This is a genomic window from Saccharopolyspora sp. 7B (genome assembly GCF_020177435.1).
Classification (GTDB): Bacteria; Actinomycetota; Actinomycetes; order Mycobacteriales; family Pseudonocardiaceae; genus Saccharopolyspora_C; species Saccharopolyspora_C gregorii.
Genome location: NZ_JAIUKC010000079.1, coordinates 36,334 through 59,071 on the forward strand (window position 1 = coordinate 36,334; position 22,738 = coordinate 59,071).

At 72.8% G+C, this 22,738-nt stretch carries 21 protein-coding genes and 1 riboswitch; of the genes, 11 read left to right on the forward strand and 10 right to left on the reverse strand.

The window, feature by feature from the left end; genetic code table 11:
- The first annotated feature begins 176 nt into the window (after positions 1 to 176).
- The 9 genes from LCD33_RS13815 (at position 177) to LCD33_RS13855 (ending at position 7,923) form a co-directional block, all read left to right on the forward strand.
- Positions 177 to 1,523, forward strand: a complete 1,347-nt coding sequence (locus LCD33_RS13815) for a hemolysin family protein (RefSeq protein ID WP_224966147.1) — start codon at positions 177 to 179, stop codon at positions 1,521 to 1,523.
- A complete protein-coding gene (locus LCD33_RS13820; RefSeq protein WP_224957401.1) occupies positions 1,520 to 2,563 on the forward strand; it encodes a hemolysin family protein in 1,044 nt (347 codons plus the stop codon). Before LCD33_RS13815 ends, LCD33_RS13820 begins: the two co-directional genes overlap by 4 nt.
- 374 nt (positions 2,564 to 2,937) lie before the next feature.
- Positions 2,938 to 3,777 (forward strand): mycofactocin-coupled SDR family oxidoreductase, encoded by an 840-nt coding sequence (locus tag LCD33_RS13825; protein ID WP_224957399.1) that lies wholly within the window; start codon positions 2,938 to 2,940, stop codon positions 3,775 to 3,777.
- The gene (locus LCD33_RS13830) at positions 3,774 to 4,196 is read left to right on the forward strand and encodes a nuclear transport factor 2 family protein (protein ID WP_224957396.1); all 423 of its coding nucleotides are present in this window, start codon (positions 3,774 to 3,776) and stop codon (positions 4,194 to 4,196) included. The genes LCD33_RS13825 and LCD33_RS13830 overlap by 4 nt, the downstream gene beginning before the upstream one ends.
- Positions 4,193 to 5,743, forward strand: a complete 1,551-nt coding sequence (locus tag LCD33_RS13835) for an AMP-binding protein (RefSeq protein ID WP_224977919.1) — start codon at positions 4,193 to 4,195, stop codon at positions 5,741 to 5,743. Before LCD33_RS13830 ends, LCD33_RS13835 begins: the two co-directional genes overlap by 4 nt.
- On the forward strand, positions 5,740 to 6,189 hold the full coding sequence (locus LCD33_RS13840; RefSeq protein ID WP_224977920.1) for a hypothetical protein: 450 nt from the start codon (positions 5,740 to 5,742) through the stop codon (positions 6,187 to 6,189). The genes LCD33_RS13835 and LCD33_RS13840 overlap by 4 nt, the downstream gene beginning before the upstream one ends.
- A 5-nt stretch (positions 6,190 to 6,194) precedes the next feature.
- On the forward strand, positions 6,195 to 6,599 hold the full coding sequence (locus LCD33_RS13845; protein WP_374108036.1) for a MaoC family dehydratase: 405 nt from the start codon (positions 6,195 to 6,197) through the stop codon (positions 6,597 to 6,599).
- Positions 6,600 to 6,604: 5 nt separating this feature from the next.
- A complete protein-coding gene (locus LCD33_RS13850) occupies positions 6,605 to 7,030 on the forward strand; it encodes a thioesterase family protein (protein WP_224977921.1) in 426 nt (141 codons plus the stop codon).
- 17 nt (positions 7,031 to 7,047) lie between these two features.
- The gene (locus tag LCD33_RS13855; protein ID WP_224957389.1) at positions 7,048 to 7,923 is read left to right on the forward strand and encodes a 3-methyladenine DNA glycosylase; all 876 of its coding nucleotides are present in this window, start codon (positions 7,048 to 7,050) and stop codon (positions 7,921 to 7,923) included.
- Positions 7,924 to 8,027: 104 nt separating this feature from the next.
- Here LCD33_RS13855 and LCD33_RS13860 read toward each other — a convergent pair whose 3' ends face one another.
- The 8 genes from LCD33_RS13860 to LCD33_RS13895 all read right to left on the reverse strand — a co-directional run bounded on the left by LCD33_RS13860 (position 8,028) and on the right by LCD33_RS13895 (position 16,132).
- Positions 8,028 to 8,312 carry a HesB/YadR/YfhF-family protein gene (locus LCD33_RS13860; RefSeq protein ID WP_224957388.1) on the reverse strand — a complete coding sequence of 95 codons (285 nt, stop codon included), beginning with the start codon at positions 8,310 to 8,312 and terminating at the stop codon, positions 8,028 to 8,030.
- Positions 8,313 to 8,396: 84 nt separating this feature from the next.
- Positions 8,397 to 11,294, reverse strand: a complete 2,898-nt coding sequence (gcvP, locus tag LCD33_RS13865; protein WP_224957387.1) for an aminomethyl-transferring glycine dehydrogenase — start codon at positions 11,292 to 11,294, stop codon at positions 8,397 to 8,399.
- 164 nt (positions 11,295 to 11,458) lie between these two features.
- A riboswitch (glycine riboswitch) is annotated at positions 11,459 to 11,561 on the reverse strand.
- Positions 11,562 to 11,944: 383 nt separating this feature from the next.
- A complete protein-coding gene (locus LCD33_RS13870) occupies positions 11,945 to 12,565 on the reverse strand; it encodes a MerR family transcriptional regulator (protein WP_255614343.1) in 621 nt (206 codons plus the stop codon).
- Positions 12,566 to 12,870: 305 nt separating this feature from the next.
- Positions 12,871 to 13,347 carry a bifunctional nuclease family protein gene (locus LCD33_RS13875; protein ID WP_224957385.1) on the reverse strand — a complete coding sequence of 159 codons (477 nt, stop codon included), beginning with the start codon at positions 13,345 to 13,347 and terminating at the stop codon, positions 12,871 to 12,873.
- A 525-nt stretch (positions 13,348 to 13,872) separates the two neighbouring features.
- Complete coding sequence (gene garA, locus LCD33_RS13880) at positions 13,873 to 14,331, reverse strand: glycogen accumulation regulator GarA (RefSeq protein WP_224977922.1); 459 nt, start codon at positions 14,329 to 14,331, stop codon at positions 13,873 to 13,875.
- A gap of 115 nt (positions 14,332 to 14,446) precedes the next feature.
- Positions 14,447 to 14,830 carry a glycine cleavage system protein GcvH gene (gene gcvH / locus LCD33_RS13885; RefSeq protein WP_224977923.1) on the reverse strand — a complete coding sequence of 128 codons (384 nt, stop codon included), beginning with the start codon at positions 14,828 to 14,830 and terminating at the stop codon, positions 14,447 to 14,449.
- A 155-nt stretch (positions 14,831 to 14,985) separates the two neighbouring features.
- Positions 14,986 to 15,591 (reverse strand): CDP-alcohol phosphatidyltransferase family protein, encoded by a 606-nt coding sequence (locus LCD33_RS13890; protein WP_224957460.1) that lies wholly within the window; start codon positions 15,589 to 15,591, stop codon positions 14,986 to 14,988.
- A gap of 322 nt (positions 15,592 to 15,913) precedes the next feature.
- Positions 15,914 to 16,132 (reverse strand): hypothetical protein, encoded by a 219-nt coding sequence (locus LCD33_RS13895; protein WP_224957459.1) that lies wholly within the window; start codon positions 16,130 to 16,132, stop codon positions 15,914 to 15,916.
- 423 nt (positions 16,133 to 16,555) lie between these two features.
- Between LCD33_RS13895 and LCD33_RS13900 the strand changes: the two genes are divergently transcribed.
- Both LCD33_RS13900 and LCD33_RS13905 read left to right on the forward strand, forming a co-directional pair.
- On the forward strand, positions 16,556 to 18,433 hold the full coding sequence (locus LCD33_RS13900; protein WP_224966158.1) for a propionyl-CoA synthetase: 1,878 nt from the start codon (positions 16,556 to 16,558) through the stop codon (positions 18,431 to 18,433).
- Between the two features lie 145 nt (positions 18,434 to 18,578).
- The gene (locus LCD33_RS13905; RefSeq protein ID WP_224977924.1) at positions 18,579 to 20,141 is read left to right on the forward strand and encodes a beta-N-acetylhexosaminidase; all 1,563 of its coding nucleotides are present in this window, start codon (positions 18,579 to 18,581) and stop codon (positions 20,139 to 20,141) included.
- A 245-nt stretch (positions 20,142 to 20,386) separates the two neighbouring features.
- Here the strand turns inward: LCD33_RS13905 and LCD33_RS13910 are convergent, their stop codons facing one another.
- Complete coding sequence (locus tag LCD33_RS13910) at positions 20,387 to 20,794, reverse strand: DUF779 domain-containing protein (RefSeq protein ID WP_224977925.1); 408 nt, start codon at positions 20,792 to 20,794, stop codon at positions 20,387 to 20,389.
- A complete protein-coding gene (locus LCD33_RS13915) occupies positions 20,794 to 22,317 on the reverse strand; it encodes an aldehyde dehydrogenase family protein (RefSeq protein ID WP_224977926.1) in 1,524 nt (507 codons plus the stop codon). Before LCD33_RS13915 ends, LCD33_RS13910 begins: the two co-directional genes overlap by 1 nt.
- Positions 22,318 to 22,738: the final 421 nt, after the last annotated feature.

The window sequence follows — 22,738 nt, forward strand, 5'->3', positions numbered from 1 at the left end:
GTCACGATGCGCGGTTCCGGTGCTCCGATCGGGATATACTCGGGTCGCTTATTTCCGATTTCCTCCCGAGGAGTGACACGTTCGGTGCCCACGGCACAGTCCCCTGAAGGAAGTACCGAGCCGGGACGTGGTCCCGGCTTTCCGCTCACTACCGGCCTGCGGCGAGGTGATCGCTGATGGCCATCGTGCTCTCCGTCCTCGGACTCCTGTTCGTCGCCGTGCTCACCTTGGGCACCGCGCTCGCCGTGGCCGCGGAATTCTCCCTGACCTCGCTGGAACGCAGCACCGTCGACGCCCACGTCACCCAGGTCGGCGACCGCCGGGCGAAAGCGGTGCAGCGCGCGCACCGCACCCTCTCGTTCCAGCTCTCCGGCGCGCAGGTCGCCATCACCCTGACCACCCTGATCACGGGTTACGTGGCCGAGCCGCTGATCGGTGAGCTGCTGCGCCCGGCGTTCCTGGCCGTCGGCCTGCCGAACGCGGTAGCGGCACCGATCTCGCTGGTGGTGGCGATCCTGCTGGCCACCACGCTGTCGATGGTGTTCGGCGAGATGGTGCCGAAGAACCTGGCCATCGCGCGCCCGCTGCCGACCGCCCGCGCCGTCTCCGGCTACCACTCCCGCTTCTCGCAGGTGTTCCGCTGGTTGATCGACAGCATGAACAACAGCGCGAACTGGGCGGTGCGCCGCTTCGGCATCGAGCCGCAGGAGGAGCTGCGTTCGGCGCGCTCCCCCGACGAGCTCGGCTCGATCGTCCGCTCCAGCGCCGAGCACGGCACGCTCGACGAGTCCACCGCGGTCCTGATGGACCGCTCGCTGCGCTTCGGCGACCGCTCCGCGGACGAGCTGATGACGCCGCGGGTGAAGGTCGAGTCGCTGTCCTCGGACGCGTCGGTGCTGGACCTGCTGACGCTGGCCCGGCGCACCGGGTTCTCCCGGTTCCCGGTGCACGACCACGACCTGGACGGCGTGCAGGGCGTCGTGCACGTGAAGCAGGCGTTCGGCGTGCCCGCCGACCAGCGCGACAGCACCCGGGTCGGGTCGCTGGCCCGCCCGGTGCCGACGGTGCCGGAGACGCTGGACGGCGATTCGCTGCTGAACCGGCTGCGCGGTTCCGGGCTGCAGCTGGCCCTGGTCGTCGACGAGTACGGCGGCACCGCGGGCCTGGTGAGCTTGGAGGACGTGGTCGAGGAGATCATCGGTGACGTCCGCGACGAGCACGACCGGCGGGAGACCGCCGCGGTGCGCCCGCTGACCGAAGGCACCTGGATCGTCTCCGGGCTGCTGCGCGCCGACGAGATCGAGGAGGCCACCGGCTTCGAGATGCCCGAGGGCGAGTACGAGACCGTCGCCGGTCTGGTGCTGGCGCGGCTGGGCCGCATCCCGGCCTACGGCGACCAGGTCGAGGTGGGCCCGTGGCGGCTCACCGTCGCGAGCATGGACCGCCACCGCATCGCCGAGCTGCGCCTGACCCGGGCGCACCGCCCGGCCGACTCCACCGGCACCTCTGGGGGAACCCGATGAGCGACACCGTGGCGATCCTGCTCGGCGTCCTGCTGCTGCTGCTCAACGCGTTCTTCGTGGGCGCGGAGTTCTCGCTGCTGTCCTCCCGCCGGGACCGGCTGGAGGCGCTGCTGGACCAGGGCGTGAGCCGGGCCCGCACCGTGATCAAGGCGAGCCAGGAGGGTTCGCTGATGCTCACCAGCGCCCAGCTGGGCATCACGCTGTGCTCGCTGGGCCTGGGCCGGCTCGGCGAACCGGCCGTGGCGCACCGGCTGGAGCTGCTCATCCAGCCGTTCTCGGTGCCCGCGCCCGTGGTGCACGCGCTGGGCTTCACGATCGCGCTGGCGATCGTGGTGGTGCTGCACGTGCTGATCGGCGAGATGGTGCCGAAGAACCTGGCGCTGGCGGACCCGGAGCGGCTCGCGCTGTGGCTGGTGCCCGCGCTGGTGGCGTTCGTGAAGCTGGCGCGGCCGCTGATCGCGCTGTTCAACATGATGGCGAACGGCGTGCTCAAGGCGCTGAAGGTGGAGCCGAAGGACGAGCTGGACACGGCGTACACGTCCTCCGAGCTGGCCGAGCTGCTGGTGGAGTCGCGGCGGGAGGGCCTGCTGGAGCAGTCCGAGCACCGCAGGCTCGCGCAGACGCTGTCGTCGGTGGAGCACACCGTCGCCGACGTGCTGGTGCCGCTGGACCAGGTGACCAGCCTGCCCGGCGCGCCGACGCTGGGCGACGTGGAGCACGCGGTCTCCAGCACCGGGTTCTCCCGCTTCCCGGTGCGCGCGGACTCCGGCGAGCTGCTCGGCTACCTGCACGTGAAGGACGTGCTGGACCAGGCCGGCGGCGAACCGTCCACCCCGATCGCGTCCACCCGCATCCGCAGGTTGCCGTCGGTTCCGGTGACGGCCCGGCTGGACCAGGCGCTGACCTCGCTGCGGCGGGCGCGCAGCCACCTGGCGGTCGCGGTCGATTCGGACGGCGCCTCGCACGGCGTGGTCGCGTTGGAGGACCTGGTGGAGGAGTACGTGGGCACCGTCCGGGACGGCACGCACGTCACCGCCTGACCGGCGCGGAGCTCGATCGACGCGGGTCGTCCCCTCGGGGGCGGCCCGCGTCGCCGTCTTCCCGCCCGGTCTCCCGCCGAACGGGTGACGAGCGCGGCGGGGCTGTCCTGCGCCGAACGCGTGAATTCGCGACTCCCGGGCACGCGCGGTGATGCCCGCAACACCGTGCGCGATCGCCGCAACTGCGCAGCGAACGGCCCCGGCGACCGGTCCGGCGCGGGCCGCGGGGGCTGTTCAGGAGCGGTTTCCGGTGCCTTGACAGCAAGATCGGCACGGCCATACTCCGCTACGGAGCCGGGGCTCCGGACCGGGGCCGCGGGCTCCCGGCAGCACGCGCACCGCGCGCCGCGGGGCGCGCGAAGAAGGGCGGACGGATGGCCGATCGGATGGCCGGCAAGGTCGCGTTCATCACCGGGGCGGCGCGGGGGCAGGGACGTTCTCACGCGCTGCGGCTGGCCGCCGAGGGCGCCGACGTCATCGCCGTCGACCGGTGCGCCGAGATCGACTCGGTCGCGCCGGTCTACTCGATGCCCACCGAGCACGACCTGGCCGAGACCGCCCGCCGCGTCGAGGAACTGGGCAGGCGCGCGGTGGCCCGGATCGCCGACGTGCGCGACTTCGACGGGCTGCAGGCCGCGTTCGACTCGGGCGTGGCCGAGCTCGGCAGGGTCGACGTCGTCATCGCCAACGCGGGCATCGTCTCCTTCGGCCGCAGCTGGGAGCTGACCGCCGAGCAGTGGCAGGACATGATCGACGTGAACCTCACCGGGGTCTTCCACACTGCGAAGGCCGCGATCCCGACGATGATCGAGCAGGGCGACGGCGGCTGCCTGCTGCTCATCTCCTCGGTCGCCGGGTTGAAGGGCCGCGGCGGGCTGGCGCACTATTCGGCCGCCAAGCAGGGCGTGGTCGGGTTGATGCAGAGTCTCGCCGGTGAGCTCGGCGAGCACGGCATCCGGGTCAACACGATCCACCCGACGAACGTGAGCACGCCGATGATCCAGCACCCGACCTTCTACGGGATGTTCAGCCCGCCCGGCGCGGAACCGACGCTGGAGAACGCGGAACCGGCGATGCGGGCGATGCACGTGCTGCCGACGCCGTGGGTGCGCGAGTCCGACGTCAGCGACGCGGTCGCGTTCCTCGCGGGCGACGAGGCGCGGTTCGTGACCGGCGCGGCGTTCCCCGTCGACGCCGGGGTCGGCGTCCGGTGAGCGCGGCGGTCCGCTCCGCCGTCGAGGACGTGCTGGCGCGGTACGCGCTCGGCTACGACGAGGGCGATCTGGAGCTGCTCGCGGACTGCTTCACCGCCGACGCCGAGCTGTCGGTGCACGTGGCGGACGGCGCGGTGACGGGCCCGGTCCGCGGCCGCGACGCCATCGTCGAGCTGGTCCGGGGGACGGCGCGTTCGCAGCGGGACCGGCGCAGGCACGTGCTGAGCAACCTGGTGCTGGAGCACGCCGGTGACCGGGCACGGGCGCGCAACTACCTGACCCTGTTCGCGGTGGCGGACGGCGCGCTGCGCGCGGTCACCACCGGCCGCTACCTCGCCGAGCTGCGCGGAGCGCCGGACGGAGCCGGGGGCTGGCGGATCAGCAACCTGCGGGTCGAGCTGGACCTGCCGTTCTCGTGACGCTCAACCAGGGCCTCATCCCGGCGAAGTGGGCGGCGCTGGCGCCGCGCGCGCTCGCCGTGCACGACGTGCCGACCGGACGGCGGGTGCGCTGGGCTGAGCTGGACGAGCGGGTGCGGCGGCTCGCCAACGGACTGCTCGGGCTCGGATTGTGCCGCGGCGACCGGGTGGCGGCGCTGTCCCGGAACCGGGTGGAGCTGCTGGAGCTGTACTTCGCCTGCGGCCGGGCCGGGCTGGTGCTGCAACCGCTGAACTGGCGGCTCGACACCGCGGAGCTGGCCCGGCTGCTGCGGGACGCGACGCCGCGGGCGCTGATCACCGCCGCCGAGTGGTCCGCGCAGGCCGCGGAGCTGCGGCGGACCTGCGACCTGGCGCACTGGCTGGAGTTCGGCGGTGACGGCGGCTACGAGGAGCTGCTGGCCGTCGCCTCCGCCGCCGAACCGCCCGGTAGCGAGCACGTCGGCGACCACGACCCGTTCTTCATCCTCCACACCGGCGGCACCACCGGCCGCAGCAAGGGCGCGCTGCACACCCACCGCAGCGCCGAGGCGGGCGGCGTGCACCAGACCGTCGCCGAGCGGATCGTGCCGGGCGACGTGTACCTGCTGACCGGGCAGATGTTCCACATCCCGATCGTGCTGGCGATGAACTACCTGCGGCACGGCTGTCCGCTGGTGCTGGTGGACTTCGCGGCCGAGCAGGCGTTGCGGGTCATCGAGCAGGAGCGGGTCTCGGCGTTCCTCGGCATCACCACGATGCTGAACTGGATGCTCGCGGTGCCGGGGTTCGACCGCTACGACCTGCGCAGCCTGCGCAACATCCAGTACGGCGGCGGGCCGATGCCCACCTCGGTGGTGCGGGCCGCGCTGGAGTCGTTCCCGTGCTCGCTGATCCAGGGCTACGGGCAGACCGAGGGCCCGGGCATGGCGTTCCTGTCCCAGGAGGACCACGCGGCAGCGATCGCCGGGCACCACCCGCACCGGTTGCGCTCCTGCGGGCGGGAGGGCTTCGGGGCCCGGCTGCGGGTGCTGGACGACTCGGGTGCCGAGGTGCCGCGGGACGGCCGCACGCCGGGCCAGATCGTGGTGCGCTCGGAGGCGAACATGGCCCGCTACTGGAACCGGCCCGAGCTGACCGCGCGCACGCTGCGCGACGGGTGGTTGTGGACCGGGGATGTGGCGACCTGGGACGAGGACCGTTACGTCTACGTGGTCGACCGCGCCAAGGACATGATCATCTCGGGCGGGGAGAACATCTACAGCGTCGCCGTCGAAGAGGCCGTCGCGGCCCACCCCGCGGTGCTGGAGTGCGCGGTCATCGGCGTGCCCGATCCGGAGTGGGGCGAGAACGTGAAGGCCGTCGTGGTGCTCAAACCCGGCACCACCGCCACCGAAGCCGAGATCATCGCCACCGCCCGGCAGCGGCTGCCGTCCTACCAGAAGCCGAAGTCGGTGGACTTCGTCGCGAGCCTGCCCAAGGCCCCGACCGGGAAAGTGATCAAGCGCGAGCTGCGCGCCCCCTACTGGGCGGATCAGGAGCGGACATGACCTCAGCCGTACCCGACGAGGCGGCGCTGGCCGAGCTCGTCGGCACCGAGTTCCCCGGCGGGGAGTTCACCGTGGAGCCGTGGTGGGTGCGGCTGGTCAACGACTGCGCGCTCGCCGATCCGGACGACGGGGCCGGCAGCCCGGTGTTCGCGTTCCTCGCCGCGACCTCGGCGATGGGGGTGAGCTGGGAGCGGTTCTGGGGCTGGTTCGGCGCCCGCGAGTCGGACGGCCCGATGGCCGGGGAGGTGCACACCGTGCTGCACCGCCCGCTGCGGGTCGGCGCCACCTACGCGGTGCGGGGCCGGATCGAGTCGGCACGGCGCAAGCGCGGCGCTCGCACCGGCGTGTTCGACCTGGTCGAGTACCGGCTGGACCTGCACGAACCGGACGGGTCAGCGGCCGCGTCCTGCACCAGCTCGATCCTGTTCCCGCGGCGGCCCCGATGAGCGGCGTGCGGCCAGGGGACGTGCTGCCCGACCACCAGGTCGGCCCGGTCAGCGCGGAGAAGATGAAGACGATGGCCGCCCTGATGCGGGACGCGAACCCGATCCACTTCGACCCGGCCGCGGTGCGCGCCCTCGGGCTCGGCGATCGGGTGGTGAACCAGGGGCCGCTGAACCAGGCGTACGTGGTGTCGATGCTGGCGCGCTGGGCGGGCGGGGCGCACCGGATCCGGGAGCTGCGGTTGCGCCACCTCGGCGCGGTGTTCGCCGGGGACCGGTTGCGCGCGCACGGCACGGTGACCGGCGTGTCCGAACAGGACGGTGTCCTGGTGGCGTGCTGCGCGGTCGGACTCGACGTGCTCGGCGGCGATCCGGTGCTCTCCGGCACCGCGTCCGTCCACATCGGAGGGTGATGGCGGTGGACCAGGTGCAGCGCTTCCAGCTGTCCTACGGGGACTGCGACGCGCTCGGCATCGCGTACTTCGCGATCTACTACCCGTGGATGGAGCGGGCCTACAGCAGCTGGCTGCACGCCCGCGGGCTGCGCTCGGCGGAGCTGGCCGCGCAGCTGGGCACCGGGACGGTCGGGGTGCGCTCGGCGGCCACCTACCTGGCGCCGGTGCGGGTGTTCGACGAACTGGCCTGCGAGGTGGTGCAGGACCGGGTCGGCACCACCTCCTACTCGCTGGGCTTCGAGTTCACCCGGGACGACGAGCTCGTCGTCCACGGCCGGATGACCTTCGCCTGCCACGACCCGGAAGGCGCCAAGGCACCGGTCCCGCCGCGGCTGCGGGAGCTGATCGCGCAGCTGCGCCCCGGCCGGACCGGCCCCGACGAGGGCTGACCTATCCTGGCGGCACTATGCGAGTGCTGGGCGAACAGGAATGGCGGGACCGCGCGAACGCGCACCGGGAGCGGGTGGAGCGCTGGACCGGACCGCACCGGCGCAGGCAGCGCGCCGGGGAGAAGCACCCGGTGATGGACTTCCTGTTCACCTACTACTCGCACCGCCCGTCGCTGCTGGAGCGCTGGCAGCCCGGTTTCGGCGTCGCGCTCGAAGGCGGCGCCGAGTTCCTGGAGCGCCGCGGCTACCGGCGCGTCCCCGAGGGCGTGGCGCTGGACCCGGCGGTGCTCACCGCGAAGCGCCGCGAGTCGGTGCGCTTCGTGCACGGGCTGCTCACCGCGGTGCGCTCCCGCAGCCCGCAGCTGGGCTGCTTCGGGCTGCACGAGTGGGCGATGGTCTACCGCACCTCCCCCGGCGACGTGCGCCACGAGTCCTGGCCGCTGCGGCTCGGGCACGCGGGCACCGACGCGGTCGTCGAGTCGATGCCCATCAAGTGCACCCACCACGACGCCTTCCGGTTCTTCACCCCGCCCGCGCGGCCGTTGAACGCGCTGCAACCGGCCCGCGAGGACCAGGTCGCCCTGGAACAGCCGGGATGCCTCCACGGCAACATGGACCTGTTCAAGTGGGCCTACAAACTGGATCCGCTGGTGCCCGCCGAACTCGTCGCCGACTGCTTCGAACTGGCGGTGGACATCCGCGAGCTGGACATGCGCGCCAGCCCCTACGACCTCGCCGCCCTCGGCTACCCGCCGGTCGCGGTGGAGACGCCCGAGGGCCGCGCCGCCTACGTGCGCGCGCAGCGCGAGTTCGCCGAGCGGGCCGCGCCGCTGCGGGACCGGCTGGTGGAACACTGCGAACGGCTGCTGGCCGTTTCGCAGCCGGTGGGCTGAGCCCGGAACGCGGCAGCGCCGACCAGGCCGGGGAAGGTCGCTCCCCCGCTCCCGGCCGGCGCTGTCGTCGGCTCGGTGACCCGCGCGCGGCGGGTCGCTGCGGCTCAGTCCCGGACGGCCAGGTTCAGCTCGCCGTTGTCGTCGCGCTCGGCGTCGAGCACCTTGTCGCCCAGCAGCGACGCCGCCTGCGGTTCGAGGAAGACCCGGGCACCGGATTCCTCCAACACCTGGTCGTCTCCCTGCGGCTCGCTGGCGATCGACGCCTGCAACTCGGCCTGCCCGGCCTCGTCCGCGACCGGGGCGATGCGCAGCCCCGATCCTTCGGGCGAGTCACCGCCGGCCAACACGACCTTGATGACCTCGGCTGCGCTCTCGCTGATCGTGAGCATTGCTGCACTCCTCTCGGAGGCGATCGGATGGAGTCGCCCACCGTAGTGCATCGGCGGCGGCTCCCGCTCACCCCCGCGCCGCGGTCAGCCCTCGTAGGCCGAAAGCGGAGGGCACGAGCACACCAGGTTCCGGTCCCCGCGTGCCCCGTCGATCCGGCGCACCGCGGGCCACACCTTCGGCGCCCCGGTGCCCATCGGGTAAGCCGCCTCCGCCCGGCTGTAGGGGTGCTCCCACGGCCCGGCCAGCGAGGCCGCCGTGTGCGGAGCGTGCACGAGCGGGTTGTCGTCGGCCGGCCAGTGGCCGCCGGCGACCTTGTCGATCTCGCCCTTGATGGCGATCATCGCGTCGCAGAACCGGTCCAGCTCGGCGAGGTTCTCGCTCTCGGTCGGCTCCACCATCAGCGTGCCCGCCACCGGGAACGACATCGTCGGCGCGTGCAGCCCGTAGTCGGCGAGCCGTTTGGCCACGTCGTCCACGGTGACGCCGGAGGCCTTGGTGAGCGGCCGCAGGTCCAGGATGCACTCGTGGGCGACGAACCCGCCGGAGCCGGTGTAGAGCACCGGGAAGTGCTCGTCGAGCCGCCGCGCCACGTAGTTCGCCGCGGCGACGGCCGTCAGCGTCGCCCGCCGCAGCCCGTCGGAGCCCATCATCCGCACGTAGGCCCAGGAGATCGGCAGGATCGAGGCGCTGCCCCACGGCGCGGCGCTGATCGGCCCGACCCCGGTCTCCGGCCCCGCGGCGGGCTGCAGCGGGTGGTTCGGCAGGAACGGCGCCAGGTGCTCGCGCACCCCGATCGGGCCGACGCCGGGACCGCCACCGCCGTGCGGGATGCAGAACGTCTTGTGCAGGTTCAGGTGCGAGACGTCGGAGCCGAACTCGCCCATCCGCGCCAGGCCGATGAGCGCGTTCAAGTTCGCGCCGTCCACGTAGACCTGGCCGCCCGCCTCGTGCACCAGCCCGCACACCTGTTCCACGGTGTCCTCGTACACGCCGTGCGTGGACGGATAGGTGATCATGATGGCGGCGAGGTCGTCGCGGTGCTGGTCGACGACTTCGCGCAGGTGGTCGAGCTCGATGTTGCCCTGGTCGTCGCAGCGCACCACGACCACGCGCAGCCCGGCCATCACGGCGCTGGCCGCGTTGGTGCCGTGCGCGCTCGCCGGGATCAGGCACACGTCCCGCGCCGCCGCACCACGGCTGTGGTGGTAGGCGCGGATGGCCAGCAGCCCGGCGAACTCGCCCTGGCTGCCCGCGTTCGGCTGCAGGCTCACCGAGTGGTACCCGGTGATCTCGGCCAGCCAGCGCTCCAGGTCGTGCACGATCTCCAGCAGGCCGGTGGCGTCCTGGGCGGGCGCGAACGGGTGGAGCTCGGCGAACTCCGGCCAGGTGATCGGCTCCATCTCCGCGGTCGCGTTGAGCTTCATCGTGCAGGAGCCCAGCGGGATCATGCTGCGGTCCAGCGCCACGTCCGAATCGGACAGGCTGCGCAGGTAGCGCAGCAGCGAGGTCTCCGAGCGGTGCGCGTGGAACACCGGGTGCGTCATGTACTCGGAGGTGCGCAGCAGCGCGGTCGGCAGCGCGTCGTCGGTCTCGGCGTCCAGCTCGTCGATGCCGGCCAGCGAACCCCCGGCGATGCCGAACGCCTCCGCGACCCGCACCAGCGCTTCCCGAGTGGTGGTCTCGTCGCAGCTGACGCCGACGTGGTCGTCGTCGATGTGGCGCAGGTTGATGCCGCCGTCCCGCGCGGCGCGGACCACCTCGGCGGCCCGGCCGGGGACCTCGGCGACGAGGGTGTCGAAGAACTCGGCGTGCACGATGCGCACCCCGCCGCGGCGCAGCCGCTCGGCCAGCACCGCCGCCATCCGGTGCGCCCGCTTCGCGATGGCCCGCAGCCCGGCGGGACCGTGGTACACGCCGTACATGCCCGCCACCACGGCGAGCAGCACCTGGGCGGTGCAGATGTTGCTGGTGGCCTTCTCCCGGCGGATGTGCTGCTCGCGGGTCTGCAGCGCCAGCCGGTAGGCCTGGTTCCCGTCCGCGTCGACGCTCACCCCGACCAGCCGGCCGGGCAGCTGCCGCTCGATGCCCTTGCGCACCGCCATGTAACCGGCGTGCGGGCCGCCGAAGCCCATCGGGACGCCGAAGCGCTGCGTCGTGCCCACCACCACGTCCGCGCCCAGCTCACCGGGAGCGCGCAGCACCGTCAGCGCGAGCAGGTCGGCGCTGACCACCACCATGCCGCCGCGCTCGTGCACCTCGTCGATGACCGCCTGGTGGTCGCGGACCGCCCCGGACGCACCCGGGTAGGCCAGCAGCGCCCCGAAGAACTCGCCGTCCGGCAGCGCCGACGCGCCCGCGGACAGGTCCGCCACCACGACCTCGATGCCCAGCGGTTCCGCCCGCGTGCGCAGCACCGCGAGGGTCTGCGGCAGCACGTCGGCGTCCACCACGAACCGCGGCGACTTGGCCCGGCCCGCGCGGCGCACCAGCGTCATGCCCTCGGCCGCCGCGGTGGCCTCGTCGAGCATCGACGAGTTCGCGACCGGCACGCCGGTCAGGTCGGCCACCATGGTCTGGAAGTTCAGCAGCGCTTCGAGCCTGCCCTGCGAGATCTCCGGCTGGTACGGCGTGTACGCCGTGTACCAGGCGGGGCTCTCCAGCACGTTGCGCCGGATCACCGGCGGCGTGATCGTCGGGTAGTAGCCCAGGCCGATCATCTCGGTGTGCGGGCTGTTCAGCCTGGCCAGGTCGCGCAGCTGCTGGAGCGCCTCGGCTTCGGTGGCCGGTTCCGGCAGCGCCAGCTGCAGGTCCCGCTCGCGGATGCCGTCGGGCACCGCCGACTGCCCCAGCTCCTCCAGCGACCCGACGCCGATCACGTCGAGCATCCGGGCCAGCTCAGCGGGCAGCGGCCCGACATGGCGGTCGGCGAACGGAGTGCCGTGTTCCAGGGCGGCCAGCGGGATACGGTCTTCGGTCGTCATCGCCACACCTCATTCATCGCGACGGACAGGGCGGCAGCACGTGTGCTGCTCTCCCCCTCTGTCACTGTCCGCGACGCGAACGCCTGAGAGCTTCACCCGGTCCGTGGACCGGACTTGCACCGTCGGCGGGGAACCACGTCGGTGGTCCCGCTTTCCAGAGGTATCTCGCCCGTGCGGTCCAGCAGGCCTGAGAGGTTGTCGGGGAGGGTTTGCTCCTTCGGCGCCGCCGCTGACCAGGTCAACGGCGAACTCTCCCGCGCGGGGTCGGCGATGCACAGCAGCTTACCCGATCCGGTGACGGCCGAACGGTGCGATCTTCATCCCGCCCGATCATCCCAGCGGCACGGGGCGTGACATCGACGGGCGGTGACGCGACGGCCACGGCGCACCAGGAAGTCCTGGCCGGATCCGCCGACAGCCCGCGCACGACGAGCGGGACCGGACAGGCCGAACGGTGGCCTATGCACGAGGGGCCGAACAGGCCGAACGGCGCCTACGCACGACGAGCGGGACCGAACAAGCCGAACGGTGGCCCGCGCAGGGTGAGAGCGGCCGATCGGGTCGAGCGGTGGCCCACGCACCTGGCGCCGGCCAGGCCGGACCCGCGCCGGGCGGCTCGACGGCCTCCGCGGGCTAGCGCGCCTCGGCGATCAGCCGATGCGGCGGTCCCGGCGCCGCGACAGCTCGTCGGCGACCGGCTCGTCCGGCTCGGCACCGTCGGCGCGCTCGGCGGGGAACTCGTGGATGGTGCCGGTGATCTCGCGCATCGCGCCGCTGACCGCGATGCCGAACACGCCCTGGCCGCCCTGCAGCAGGTCCACGACCTCTTCGGCGGAGGTGCACTCGTAGACCGTCGTGCCGTCGCTGAACAGCGTGATGCGGGCCAGGTCCTCCACCCCGCGGTGGCGCAGGTGCTCGACCGCGACCCGGATGTTGTGCAACGAGACCCCGGTGTCCAGCAGCCGCTTGACGACCTTGAGCACCAGGATGTCCTTGAACGAGTACAGCCGCTGCGACCCGGAACCGGCGGCGCCGCGGATCGACGGCCCGACCAGCTTGGTGCGCGCCCAGTAGTCCAGCTGCCGGTAGGTGATCCCGGCGATCTGGCACGCCGCGGGGCCGCGGTAGCCGACGAGCTCGTCCGGCAGCGCGGTCTCCGGGAACGGCTTCGACCCCTCCGCGGCGGCATCCTCGCCAGGTGCTCGCTCCACCACGCCTGCCTCCCTCCGCCCGGCCGAAGCCGGCGAACCACCGAACCCGGCTCGTCGCATGATCACCACCCGAGCGCGAGGACGATCATGGAACCGGGGGTTTGACCTTCCCCGACCTGGAAAATCACATCGGGGCGATTCGCGCACTCCGAAGGTAAGCCCGCCCGGTGGGCGGGTCAACGCGACGCGCGGGGACGCCCGCCCACCCCGGGTGTGACGCACGCCCCGCCTTCGCGCACGCACCGCACCCGAAGCCGCACCCGCGCGGGCCCCGACATGCGAAAGGGGCTCCCGGTGCGTGCTGCACCAGGAACCCCTCGCGACGACGCGGGCGGCGGGGGGGGGGGGGCGCCCGCCCGCCGCGATCAGGTGTCCGCGCCGCGGAAGTCCTCCGGCGAGACCGAGTCCAGGAACTCCCGGAACTTCTCGACCTCGTCCTCCTGCTCGTCCGGGATGATCAACCCGGCTTCGTCCAGCACCGATTCGTCGGCGTGGATCGGCACCCCGATCCGCAACGCCAGCGCCACCGAGTCGCTCGGCCGCGCCGAGACCCGCACGTCCCCGTCGAAGATGAGCTCGGCGAAGAACGTGCCCTCCTGCAGGTCGGTGATCCGCACCTGCTCCAGGTCCCGCCCGAGGGCGCCGATGACGTCCTTGAGCAGGTCGTGGGTGAGGGGTCTGGCGGGTCGCACCCCCTGCTGCTCCAGCGCGATCGCGGTGGCCTCCACCGATCCGATCCAGATCGGCAGGTACCGCTCGCCCTCGGTCTCGCGCAGCAGCAGGATCGGCTGGTTGGCTGGTAGTTCCACTCGCACGCCGACGACGCGCATTTCGCTGCTCATCGACACATCGCCTCCTCCAGCGCGCCGAAGCGTGACATCCTTGGTCGAGGATCGCGCACCGACGCCTCTGACGCTACCCGCGATACGGCGGACACGCCGACCTCCGGCCGTCGTCCCCGCCCGGATTTTCCGCTCGGTGGACGGCTTTTCCGGCTCGTTCCCGGCCTCGCACCGACGGTGTCGCCGGTACCGGGCCTTTCCGTTGTCCGCCCCGGGCCGGGGCGGTCGTTGACGCCGTTGCGCACCGGTTCCGCGGCACCCGCAGGTGCTCACCGGACGCGATTCCCGCGACGTTTCCGCCGCGGACCGCCCCGGATCCGGGCGCCCGGCACCCGGGAGGGCGCCGACCGCTCGCGACGCGAACGATGTCCCCCGTCACGATACACCGCAGCACATCCCGCAGAACCCGTTCCGGAGTGCGGGAACCACCGGCTCGAAGATCGCTCGCAACGATCACCGCCGAGAACGATCGGGGCGGCGCCGGATGGCGTCGCCCCGATGCGCTCTGTCCGCGGAACGTCCGGCTCAGCGGCCCTGATCGTCGATGGGACCGGTCAGGAACACCAACCGGAACTTCCCGATCTGCACCTCGTCGCCGTTGGCCAGCACCGAGGTGTCCACCGGTTCCCGGTTGACGTAGGTGCCGTTGAGGCTGCCGACGTCGACGACGACGAAGTCGTTGCCCTCTCGCCGGAACTCGGCGTGCCGACGGGACACCGTCACGTCGTCGAGGAAGATGTCGCTGTCCGGGTGGCGTCCGGCGCTGGTGGTCTCCCTGTCGAGCAGGAACCGCGACCCGGCGTTCGGGCCGCGCTTGACCACCAGCAAGGCAGCCCCGGCGGGCAGCGCATCGACCCCGGAGGCCGCTGGCTCCGGGGTCGCACTCTCGGTGCTCTCCGGCTCCGAGAGGAACGGCCTGAAGACCGAGGTGGTCTCCGGTGACTGCTCCGGCGGAACGCCGCCGGGCCCGTCGTTCTGGCTCACCTGAGCTCTCCTCTGCGCGGATGGGTCGTGCAAGTGCGTTCAAACGTACCGTGCCGTCGCAGGCCGCAGACGCGGGACTCCCACCTCACGCCGTTCGCGAACCCGAGATCAACGATCATCCCTGGTCGATGATGCCTTGGTAGTCGCTCTCGCTGAGCAGTCCGTCGATCGCGGCCGGGTCCGAGAGCTTGATCTCGATCATCCAGCCGTCGCCGAACGGGTCGGAGTTGACCAGCTCCGGCTCCTGGTCGAGCTTGTCGTTGCGGGCGACGATCTCCCCCGCCAGCGGGGCGTAGATGTCGGAGACGCTTTTGGTCGACTCCACCTCGCCGATGCCGCCACCGGCCTCGACGGTCTCGCCCACCTCGGGCAGCTGCACGAACACCACGTCGCCGAGCTGCTGCTGGGCGTAGTCGGTGATCCCGATGCGCGCGGTGTCGTCGCCGGTGCGCCGCACCCACTCGTGCTCCTGGGTGTACTTGATCCCGTCCGGGGCCACTGGGGTCCCGCCTTCCTCGTCGTGCCGTGGGCGGGGCGAGGTGCCGCCGCACCCGCGCGATGATCGCCACGGGCCAGGCGAGCCTAGGTCGGGGCCGCTCCCGGCCGCAAGGCGGCCGAGCGTGATCGGGTCGGGACCGGCCGGACCTGGAACGATCAGGTCTTCAGCGTGCGGGCCGCGCGCACCGCGGCGATCACCTGCACCAGGTACAGCGCCCCCGCCCAGACGTACAGCGCGCCGCCCCAGCAGGTGAACGCGTAGGCGATCGGCCGCGCCACGCCCGCGAACGCGAAGTCCTCCTGCACGAGCAGCAGCAGCGGGAACGCGTACATCAGGCAGAACGTGGCGGCCTTGCCGAGGTAGTGCACCTCCGGCGGCTCGAACCCGTGCCAGCGCAGCACCGGCAGGCACAGGGTGAGGACCACGTCGCGGCCGATGAGCGCGGCCGCGGCCCACCACGGGATCACGTCGCGGAGCACGAACGCGACGAGGGTGGCGACGATGTAGAGCCGGTCGGCCGCCGGGTCCAGCAGCTCGCCGACGCGGCTGTACTGGTCGAGCCAGCGGGCGAGCTTGCCGTCGAGCCAGTCGGTCGCGCCGCTGACCACCAGCACCAGCAGCGCCAGCAGGTCGGACTGCGGGCCGAGCAGCAGCCAGAGGAACAGCGGGACCCCGGCGAGCCGCACGACGCTCAGCAGGTTGGGCCAGGTGAGCCACGGGTCGTCCCAGACGCTCGCGGCGACTTCCTTGATCCGGGCGATGCCCGGGTCGGGCGGCTGGGCGGGGTCCTCGCCCTGGCCCGCGGCGGGCTCCGCGGCCGGTTCGGTCCCGGGCTGCCCGCCGGTGCCGATCCGCGGGCCGTCCGGCTCCGGGGACGCGGGATCGCCCGCTCCACCTCGGCCTTCGGATCCGGCCGTGGTGCCGTCGGCGTCCTGCACCACAGCCCTCCCCTGACGCGGTTGTGCGTTCCGCCGCGAAGCGCTCACCTGCGCCTGCGGCTCCGGGGCGCCCGGGGGCGCCCGCACCGATCAGGGTGCCACACCCCCCTCGCGGTGGCCGGGGCGGCCAGGGGTGCGCGGCCGGTCAGCGGCGGTCGTGGCTCCAGCCGCGGCGCCGCATCTCGGCGTCGGTCAGGAAGCGGGCCCGGCCGCGGTCGTCCACGCCGGCCCAACGGGCGCGGCCGCCCACGCCTTCGAGGACGAACGAGTGCCCACCGCTCCACACCACGCTGCACGGGGTGGTGGGCAGTTCCGCCGCGTCGTCGTCACCGTCGGTGATGCCGTCCCGGTGAGTCGTCTCCACGCTGGTCAAAGCTTGACACCTCCATCACGGTCGTCGGCCGGACCGACCCCTTCGTCGACCGACCGCCTCCCCACCCACGCATTGTGTTCGACCGGCGACCGGGAGTTCCGCCGAATCCGCCTGGCCTGCGCCCAGCGGAAGCGACCCGACGCCGAATGGATGATCTTGAAAGTGCACGGGTTCGGCGCGGCCGAAGCGCGACCGACCGTTCGTCGCAGGAACCCGCGATCTTCGGTCGCCGCACCGGAAACCACCCCTCCCGTCGATCGACCATTGTGGACTGTCGGGCACGCGGGCGCCACGTCCGCGGACCCGGCGCGTCGCCGCCACCGCTCGCCGGCGCCGCGTGGGTGCTGGCGCGAACGGCCCCCTTCGGGTAGACCACCGGCATCCGTCCCACACATACCGCGGGAGGTCTCGACCATGGGTGCCCACGCCGACGCGCACCGGCGCAGCCTCGCCGACCCCGACGGGTTCTGGCTGGAGGCCGCGACCGGCATCGACTGGGACCGGGCGCCGAGCAGGGCGCTGGACGAGTCCGGGCGCTGGTTCCCGGACGGGGTGCTCAACACCTGCTTCAACGCGCTGGACCGGCACGTGCGCGACGGGCGGGGCGAGCAGGCCGCGGTCATCTGGGACTCGGCGATGACCGGCGAGGTGTCCCGCTGGACCTACCGCGAGCTGCTGGACCGCACCGCCCGCTTCGCCGGGGCGCTGCGGGCGCGCGGCGTCGGCAAGGGCGACCGGGTGATCGTCTACCTGCCGATGATCCCGGAAGCCCTGGTGGTGATGCTGGCCTGCGCGCGGATCGGCGCGGTGCACTCGGTGGTCTTCGGCGGCTTCGCGCCGAAGGAGCTCGCCGCCCGCATCGACGACGCCCGCCCGGCGATCGTGGTGGCCGCCTCCTGCGGGCTGGAGCCGAACCGGGTCGTGGAGTACAAGCCGATCGTCGACGAGGCGCTGCGGCTGGCCGAGCACCGCCCGGCCGGCGGCGTGCTGGTGTTCCAGCGCGACCGGGCGCGCGCCGAGCTCGGCCCGGACGACGCCGACGCCGCCGAGGCGCTGGCGGCCGCCGAGCCCGCCGACTGCGTGCCGGTGGCGGCCACCGACCCGCTGTACGTGCTCTACACCTCCGGCACCACCGGCCGTCCCAAGGGCGTGGTGCGCGACCACGGCGGGCACGCGGTGGCGCTGCGCTGGTCGATGGGCGCCATCTACGACATCGGGCCCGGGGAGGTGTTCTGGACCGCCTCCGACGTGGGCTGGGTCGTCGGGCACTCCTACATCGTCTACGGCCCGCTGCTGGCCGGGGCGACCACCGTGGTCTACGAGGGCAAGCCGGTGGGAACCCCGGACGCGGGGGCGTTCTGGCGGGTCATCGCCGAGCACGGGGTGAAGGCGCTGTTCACCGCGCCGACCGCCTTCCGGGCGATCAAGCGGGTCGATCCGGAGGCGGCCGAGCTCGCGCACTACGACCTGTCCTCGCTGCGCACGCTGTTCCTCGCCGGGGAGCGGCTGGACCCGGAGACCTACCAGTGGGCGGTGCGCACCCTCGGCGTGCCGGTGGTGGACCACTGGTGGCAGACCGAGACGGGCTGGCCGATCTGCGCGAACCTGCGCGGCCTGGAACCGATGCCGATCAAGCCGGGATCGCCGACGGTGCCGGTGCCCGGGTTCGACGTGCGGGTGCTCGACCAAGCGGGCGCGGAGGTGCCGCCGGGAGTGGACGGTGCGATCTGCATCAAGCAGCCGCTGCCGCCGGGGATGCTGCCGACGCTGTGGGGCGACGACGAGCGGTTCCGCGAGTCCTACCTGTCCCGGTACCCCGGCTACTACCTGACCGGCGACAGCGGGCACGTGGACGAGGACGGCTACGTGTTCGTGATGGGCCGCACCGATGACGTGATCAACGTGGCGGGGCACCGGTTGTCCACCGGATCGATGGAGGCGGTGCTCGCGGCGCACCCGGCGGTGGCGGAGTGCGCGGTGATCGGCGTGCACGACGCGCTCAAGGGCCAGGTGCCGCGCGGTTTCGTGGTGCTCAAGTCCGGCGTCGAGGTCGACCCGGCGGAGCTGCGGGCGGAGCTGGTGGCCGCGGTGCGGGACCAGATCGGGCCGGTCGCGGCGTTCCGGGACGTGGACGTGGTGGACGGGCTGCCGAAGACGCGGTCGGGGAAGGTGCTGCGCAAGTCGATGCGGGAGATCGCCGACACCGGCGAGGCGAAGGTGCCCTCGACCATCGAGGACCCGGCGGTGCTCGACGCCCTCCGAAGCGCGCTGCGCGGGCAGCGACCGAGTTGATCGGCCCGTTCGCCCGGGCGGGCAGGCCGTTCATCCGGCGTTGATCGGGGGCGGGCAGGCGGCGTTTTGGGTCCGTTCGGGTGCTGTCCGCGCCGGATGGGTGGTCTATACCTTTTAGGACCTCGTTTCCGACCGGGAGTTGCCGATGCCCCTCACCCCCGTGCGCGCCGCGACGGCGGCCCTGCTGACCGGCGTGCTCACCGCCGGAGTCCTGAGCACCCTCACCCCCGCCGCCGCCGCGGATCCGCAGGCGCGGCTGCACCAGGTCGTCCCGGCTCCCGAAGCGGTGCGGGAAGCCCCCGGCGTCGCGTTCGAGCTGACCGCCGACAGCGCGATCACCGCCGACCGCGGCGCGACCGAGGTGGCCGACCGCCTCGCCGAGGTGCTGCGGCCCGCCACCGGGTTGCCGCTGGCGGTCGGCGACGGCGACGGCCGCGTGCAGCGCCTCGACGAGCCGGAGACCGGGCCGGAGGGCTACCGGCTGGAGGTCACCGCGGACGCGGTGACGCTGCACGCCGCCACCGACACCGGCCTGTTCCACGGCGTGCAGACGCTGCGCCAGCTGCTCCCGGCCGAGATCGAGAGCCCGCAGGTGCAGGACGTGCCGTGGACCGTGCCCGGCGGGGAGATCACCGACCGGCCGCGCTACGAGCACCGCGCCGCCGGGCTCGACGTGGCCCGGCACTTCTTCGACGTCGACTCGGTGAAGCGCTACATCGACCAGCTCGCGCGGTACAAGGTGAACTTCCTGCGCCTGCACCTGAGCGACGACCAGGGCTGGCGGATCCAGATCACCGATTGGCCGCGGCTGACCGAGCACGGCGGCAGCACCGAGGTCGGCGGTGGTCCCGGCGGCTTCTACACCCAGCAGGACTACTCGGAGATCGTGGCGCACGCCGAGTCCCGGCACATCACCCTCATCCCGGAGATCGACACCCCGGGGCACACCAACGCGGCGCTGTCCTCCTACGCGGAGCTCAACTGCGACGGGGTGGCGCCGCCGCTGTACACCGGCATCGAGGTCGGGTTCAGCTCGTTGTGCGTGGACGAAGACGTGACCTACGAGTTCCTGGACGACGTGATCCGCGAGATCGCCGCCCTCACCCCCGGCCCGTACCTGCACATCGGCGGGGACGAGGCGGACGCCACCACCGACGAGCAGTACCGCGCGTTCATGGACCGCGCGCTGCCGATCGTGGCCAAGTACGGCAAGACCGCGGTGGGCTGGCACGAGTACGCCAAGGCCGAACCGGCCGCCGGGTCGGTCGTGCAGTACTGGGGCACCGAGGGCGCCGACGCGGAGCTGATGGCGGCGGCCGCCGAGCGCGGCAACCGGATCCTGCTGTCGCCCGCGGACCGGTCGTACCTGGACATGAAGTACGACGCGTCCACCGAGCTGGGACTGAGCTGGGCCGGGTACGTCGAGGTGGCCGACGCCTACGGCTGGGACCCGGCGACGCACCTGCCGGGCGTGCCCGCCGAGGCGGTGCACGGCGTGGAGGCTCCGATGTGGACGGAGACGCTGGAGACCTCCGAGCACGTCGAGCTGATGGCGTTCCCGCGGCTGCCCGCGATCGCCGAGCTGGGCTGGTCGCCCGCGGCCACCCACGACTGGGAGTCGTTCCGGGCGCGGCTGGCACAGCAGGGACCGCGCTGGGAGGCGGCGGGCATCGGGTTCACCCGCTCCCCGCAGATCGACTGGCCGTGAGCCGATCCCGGTGCGGGCGGGCCCCCCCGGCGGCCCCCCCCCCGGGGCCCCGGCCCCCCCCCCCGGCCCCCCCCCGGGGGGGGGGCCCCCGGGCCGGGGGCCGGCGCCCCCCCCCCCGGGGGCCGCCCCCGGGCAGGGGGGGCCGGGGGGGGCCGGCGCGGCCGCCCCCCCCCCGCCCCCCCCGCCCCGCGCGCGGGGCGCGGCGCCCGGGGCCCCCCCCCCCCCCCCCCCCCCCCCCCCGCGGATCACCGTCCGCCGAGCCCGGCCCACTCCTCGTCGGTGAGCAACCGGGACCGGATCAGGAAGCGCACGCCTTCGGGCGCCTCCAAGGAGAAACCGCTCCCCCGCCCCGGAACCACGTCGACGGTGAGGTGGGTGTGCTTCCAGTACTCGAACTGGGCGCCGGACATCCACATCGGCACCGGGTCGGGGTCGCCGTTCTCGTCGGCCACCGCGAGGTCGCCCAGGTGCACGTCGGACACCCCGGTGCGGAACTCGCCCTGCGGATAGCACATGGGGGCGCTGCCGTCGCAGCACCCGCCGGACTGGTGGAACATCACCGGGCCGTGCTGCGCCCGGAGGCGGCGGATCAGATCCGCCGCCTCCGGCGTCACGGCCACCCGTGCGGGAGTGCCCGTGTCCTCGTCCCCCATCAGAACAACCCCGGACCGCTCTGGGAGTAGCTGATGAGGAGGTTCTTCGTCTGCTGGTAGTGGTCCAGCATCATCTTGTGGGTCTCGCGGCCGATGCCGGACTGCTTGTAGCCGCCGAAGGCCGCGTGCGCCGGGTAGGCGTGGTAGTTGTTCACCCACACCCGGCCCGCCTGGATGTCGCGGCCCGCCCGGTAGGCGGTGGAGCCGTCCCGGGACCACACGCCGGCGCCGAGGCCGTAGAGGGTGTCGTTGGCGGTCTTGATCGCCTCGTCGTAGTCGGTGAACGAGGCCACCGACAGCACCGGCCCGAAGATCTCCTCCTGGAAGATCCGCTGCTTGTTGTGCCCCTCGAAGATGGTGGGTTGCACGTAGTAGCCGCCGGCGAGTTCGCCGCCGTGCTCGATGCGCTCGCCACCGGTGAGGATCTTGGCGCCCTCCTGCTTGCCGATGTCGATGTAGGAGAGGATCTTCTCCAGCTGGTCGTTGCTGGCCTGCGCGCCGATCTGGGTGTCGGTGTCCAGCGGGTGCCCGGTCTTGATCTTCTCGGTGCGGGCGACCGCGTCGGCCAGGAAGTCCCGGTAGATGCCCTGCTGCACCAGTGCCCGCGACGGGCAGGTGCACACCTCGCCCTGGTTGAGGGCGAACATGGCGAAGCCCTCCAGCGCCTTGTCGTAGAAGGCGTCGCGCTGGGCGGCGATGTCGTCGAAGAAGATGTTCGGGCTCTTGCCGCCGAGCTCCACCGTCACCGGGATGATGTTCTCGCTGGCGTACTGCAGGATGAGCCGCCCGGTCGTGGTCTCACCGGTGAAGGCGACCTTGCGGATCCGCGAGCTCGACGCCAGCGGCTTGCCCGCCTCGACGCCGAAACCGTTGACGACGTTGAGCACGCCCGGCGGCAGCAGGTCGGAGATGACCTCCAGCAGCACGTGGATCGACGCCGGGGTCTGCTCAGCGGGCTTGAGCACGATGGCGTTGCCACCGGCCAGCGCCGGGGCGATCTTCCAGACCGCCATCAGGATCGGGAAGTTCCACGGGATGATCTGGCCGACGACGCCCAGCGGCTCGTGGAAGTGGTAGGCGACGGTGTCCTCGTCGACCTGCGAGAGGGTGCCCTCCTGGGCGCGCAGCGCGCCCGCGAAGTAGCGGAAGTGGTCGATCGCCAGCGGGATGTCGGCGGCCAGCGTCTCCCGGACGGGCTTGCCGTTCTCCCAGCTCTCGGCGACCGCGAGCTTCTCCAGGTTCTGCTCCATGCGGTCGGCGATGGCCAGCAGCACCCCGGCGCGCTCGGCGGGGGCGGTGCGGCCCCAGGCGGGTGCGGCGCCTTCCGCGGCGTCGATGGCCCGCTCCACGTCGTCCGCGGTGCCGCGGGCGATCTCGGTGAAGACCTTGCCGGTGATCGGCGTGGGGTTCTCGAAGTAGCCGCCCTTCGCGGGGGCCACGTACTCGCCGCCGATGAAGTGGTCGTAGCGCGAGCGGTACTCGACCACCGAGCCGGCGGTTCCCGGAGCTGCGTAGAGCGTCATCTGGTGCCTCCCGTACGACGTTGTGCGGTGTTGGGCGCGAAGTTACGGGCGGCGACGTTGCAGTGACGTTGCCCACGCGCGCCGGGCCGGCGGCGGCAATGGGGTGAGCGTTCTTGCCTGTTGCGCGCGTCACGGTCCAGGATGGGCCGATCGGGCGCGCTCCGCCGCACCGGTGGAGCAGCTTCCGAGCGTGACCGCGCGCGAGCGGTTGGGTACCGTACCGGCTCTGGATCTTCAGCGATGCGATCGCCGCGCGAGCGGCGGTGCCGGGCCGCGGCGCCCGGCGGGGAGAGGAGACGACGCTGGTCCACCGTGGCGTCCGGACATCGCCCGGCCTGGTCGCACCCGCGCGGCGGGGTGCACCCGGCCACGCCGTCGCGCCCGGCAGCTCCCGTCCCCCGCGGCCCGCTCCGGTCGGCCC

Excerpts from the sequence above, each read along its gene's own strand:
- LCD33_RS13815 (WP_224966147.1), top strand. The coding sequence starts at position 177 with ATGGCCATCGTGCTCTCCGTCCTCGGACTCCTGTTCGTCGCCGTGCTC.
- LCD33_RS13820 (WP_224957401.1), top strand. The coding sequence starts at position 1,520 with ATGAGCGACACCGTGGCGATCCTGCTCGGCGTCCTGCTGCTGCTGCTC.
- LCD33_RS13825 (WP_224957399.1), top strand. The coding sequence starts at position 2,938 with ATGGCCGATCGGATGGCCGGCAAGGTCGCGTTCATCACCGGGGCGGCG.
- LCD33_RS13840 (WP_224977920.1), top strand. The coding sequence starts at position 5,740 with ATGACCTCAGCCGTACCCGACGAGGCGGCGCTGGCCGAGCTCGTCGGC.
- LCD33_RS13855 (WP_224957389.1), top strand. The coding sequence starts at position 7,048 with ATGCGAGTGCTGGGCGAACAGGAATGGCGGGACCGCGCGAACGCGCAC.
- LCD33_RS13860 (WP_224957388.1), bottom strand. The coding sequence starts at position 8,312 with ATGCTCACGATCAGCGAGAGCGCAGCCGAGGTCATCAAGGTCGTGTTG.
- gcvP (WP_224957387.1), bottom strand. The coding sequence starts at position 11,294 with ATGACGACCGAAGACCGTATCCCGCTGGCCGCCCTGGAACACGGCACT.
- LCD33_RS13870 (WP_255614343.1), bottom strand. The coding sequence starts at position 12,565 with ATGCGACGAGCCGGGTTCGGTGGTTCGCCGGCTTCGGCCGGGCGGAGG.
- LCD33_RS13875 (WP_224957385.1), bottom strand. The coding sequence starts at position 13,347 with ATGAGCAGCGAAATGCGCGTCGTCGGCGTGCGAGTGGAACTACCAGCC.
- LCD33_RS13900 (WP_224966158.1), top strand. The coding sequence starts at position 16,556 with ATGGGTGCCCACGCCGACGCGCACCGGCGCAGCCTCGCCGACCCCGAC.
- LCD33_RS13905 (WP_224977924.1), top strand. The coding sequence starts at position 18,579 with ATGCCCCTCACCCCCGTGCGCGCCGCGACGGCGGCCCTGCTGACCGGC.
- LCD33_RS13910 (WP_224977925.1), bottom strand. The coding sequence starts at position 20,794 with ATGGGGGACGAGGACACGGGCACTCCCGCACGGGTGGCCGTGACGCCG.
- LCD33_RS13915 (WP_224977926.1), bottom strand. The coding sequence starts at position 22,317 with ATGACGCTCTACGCAGCTCCGGGAACCGCCGGCTCGGTGGTCGAGTAC.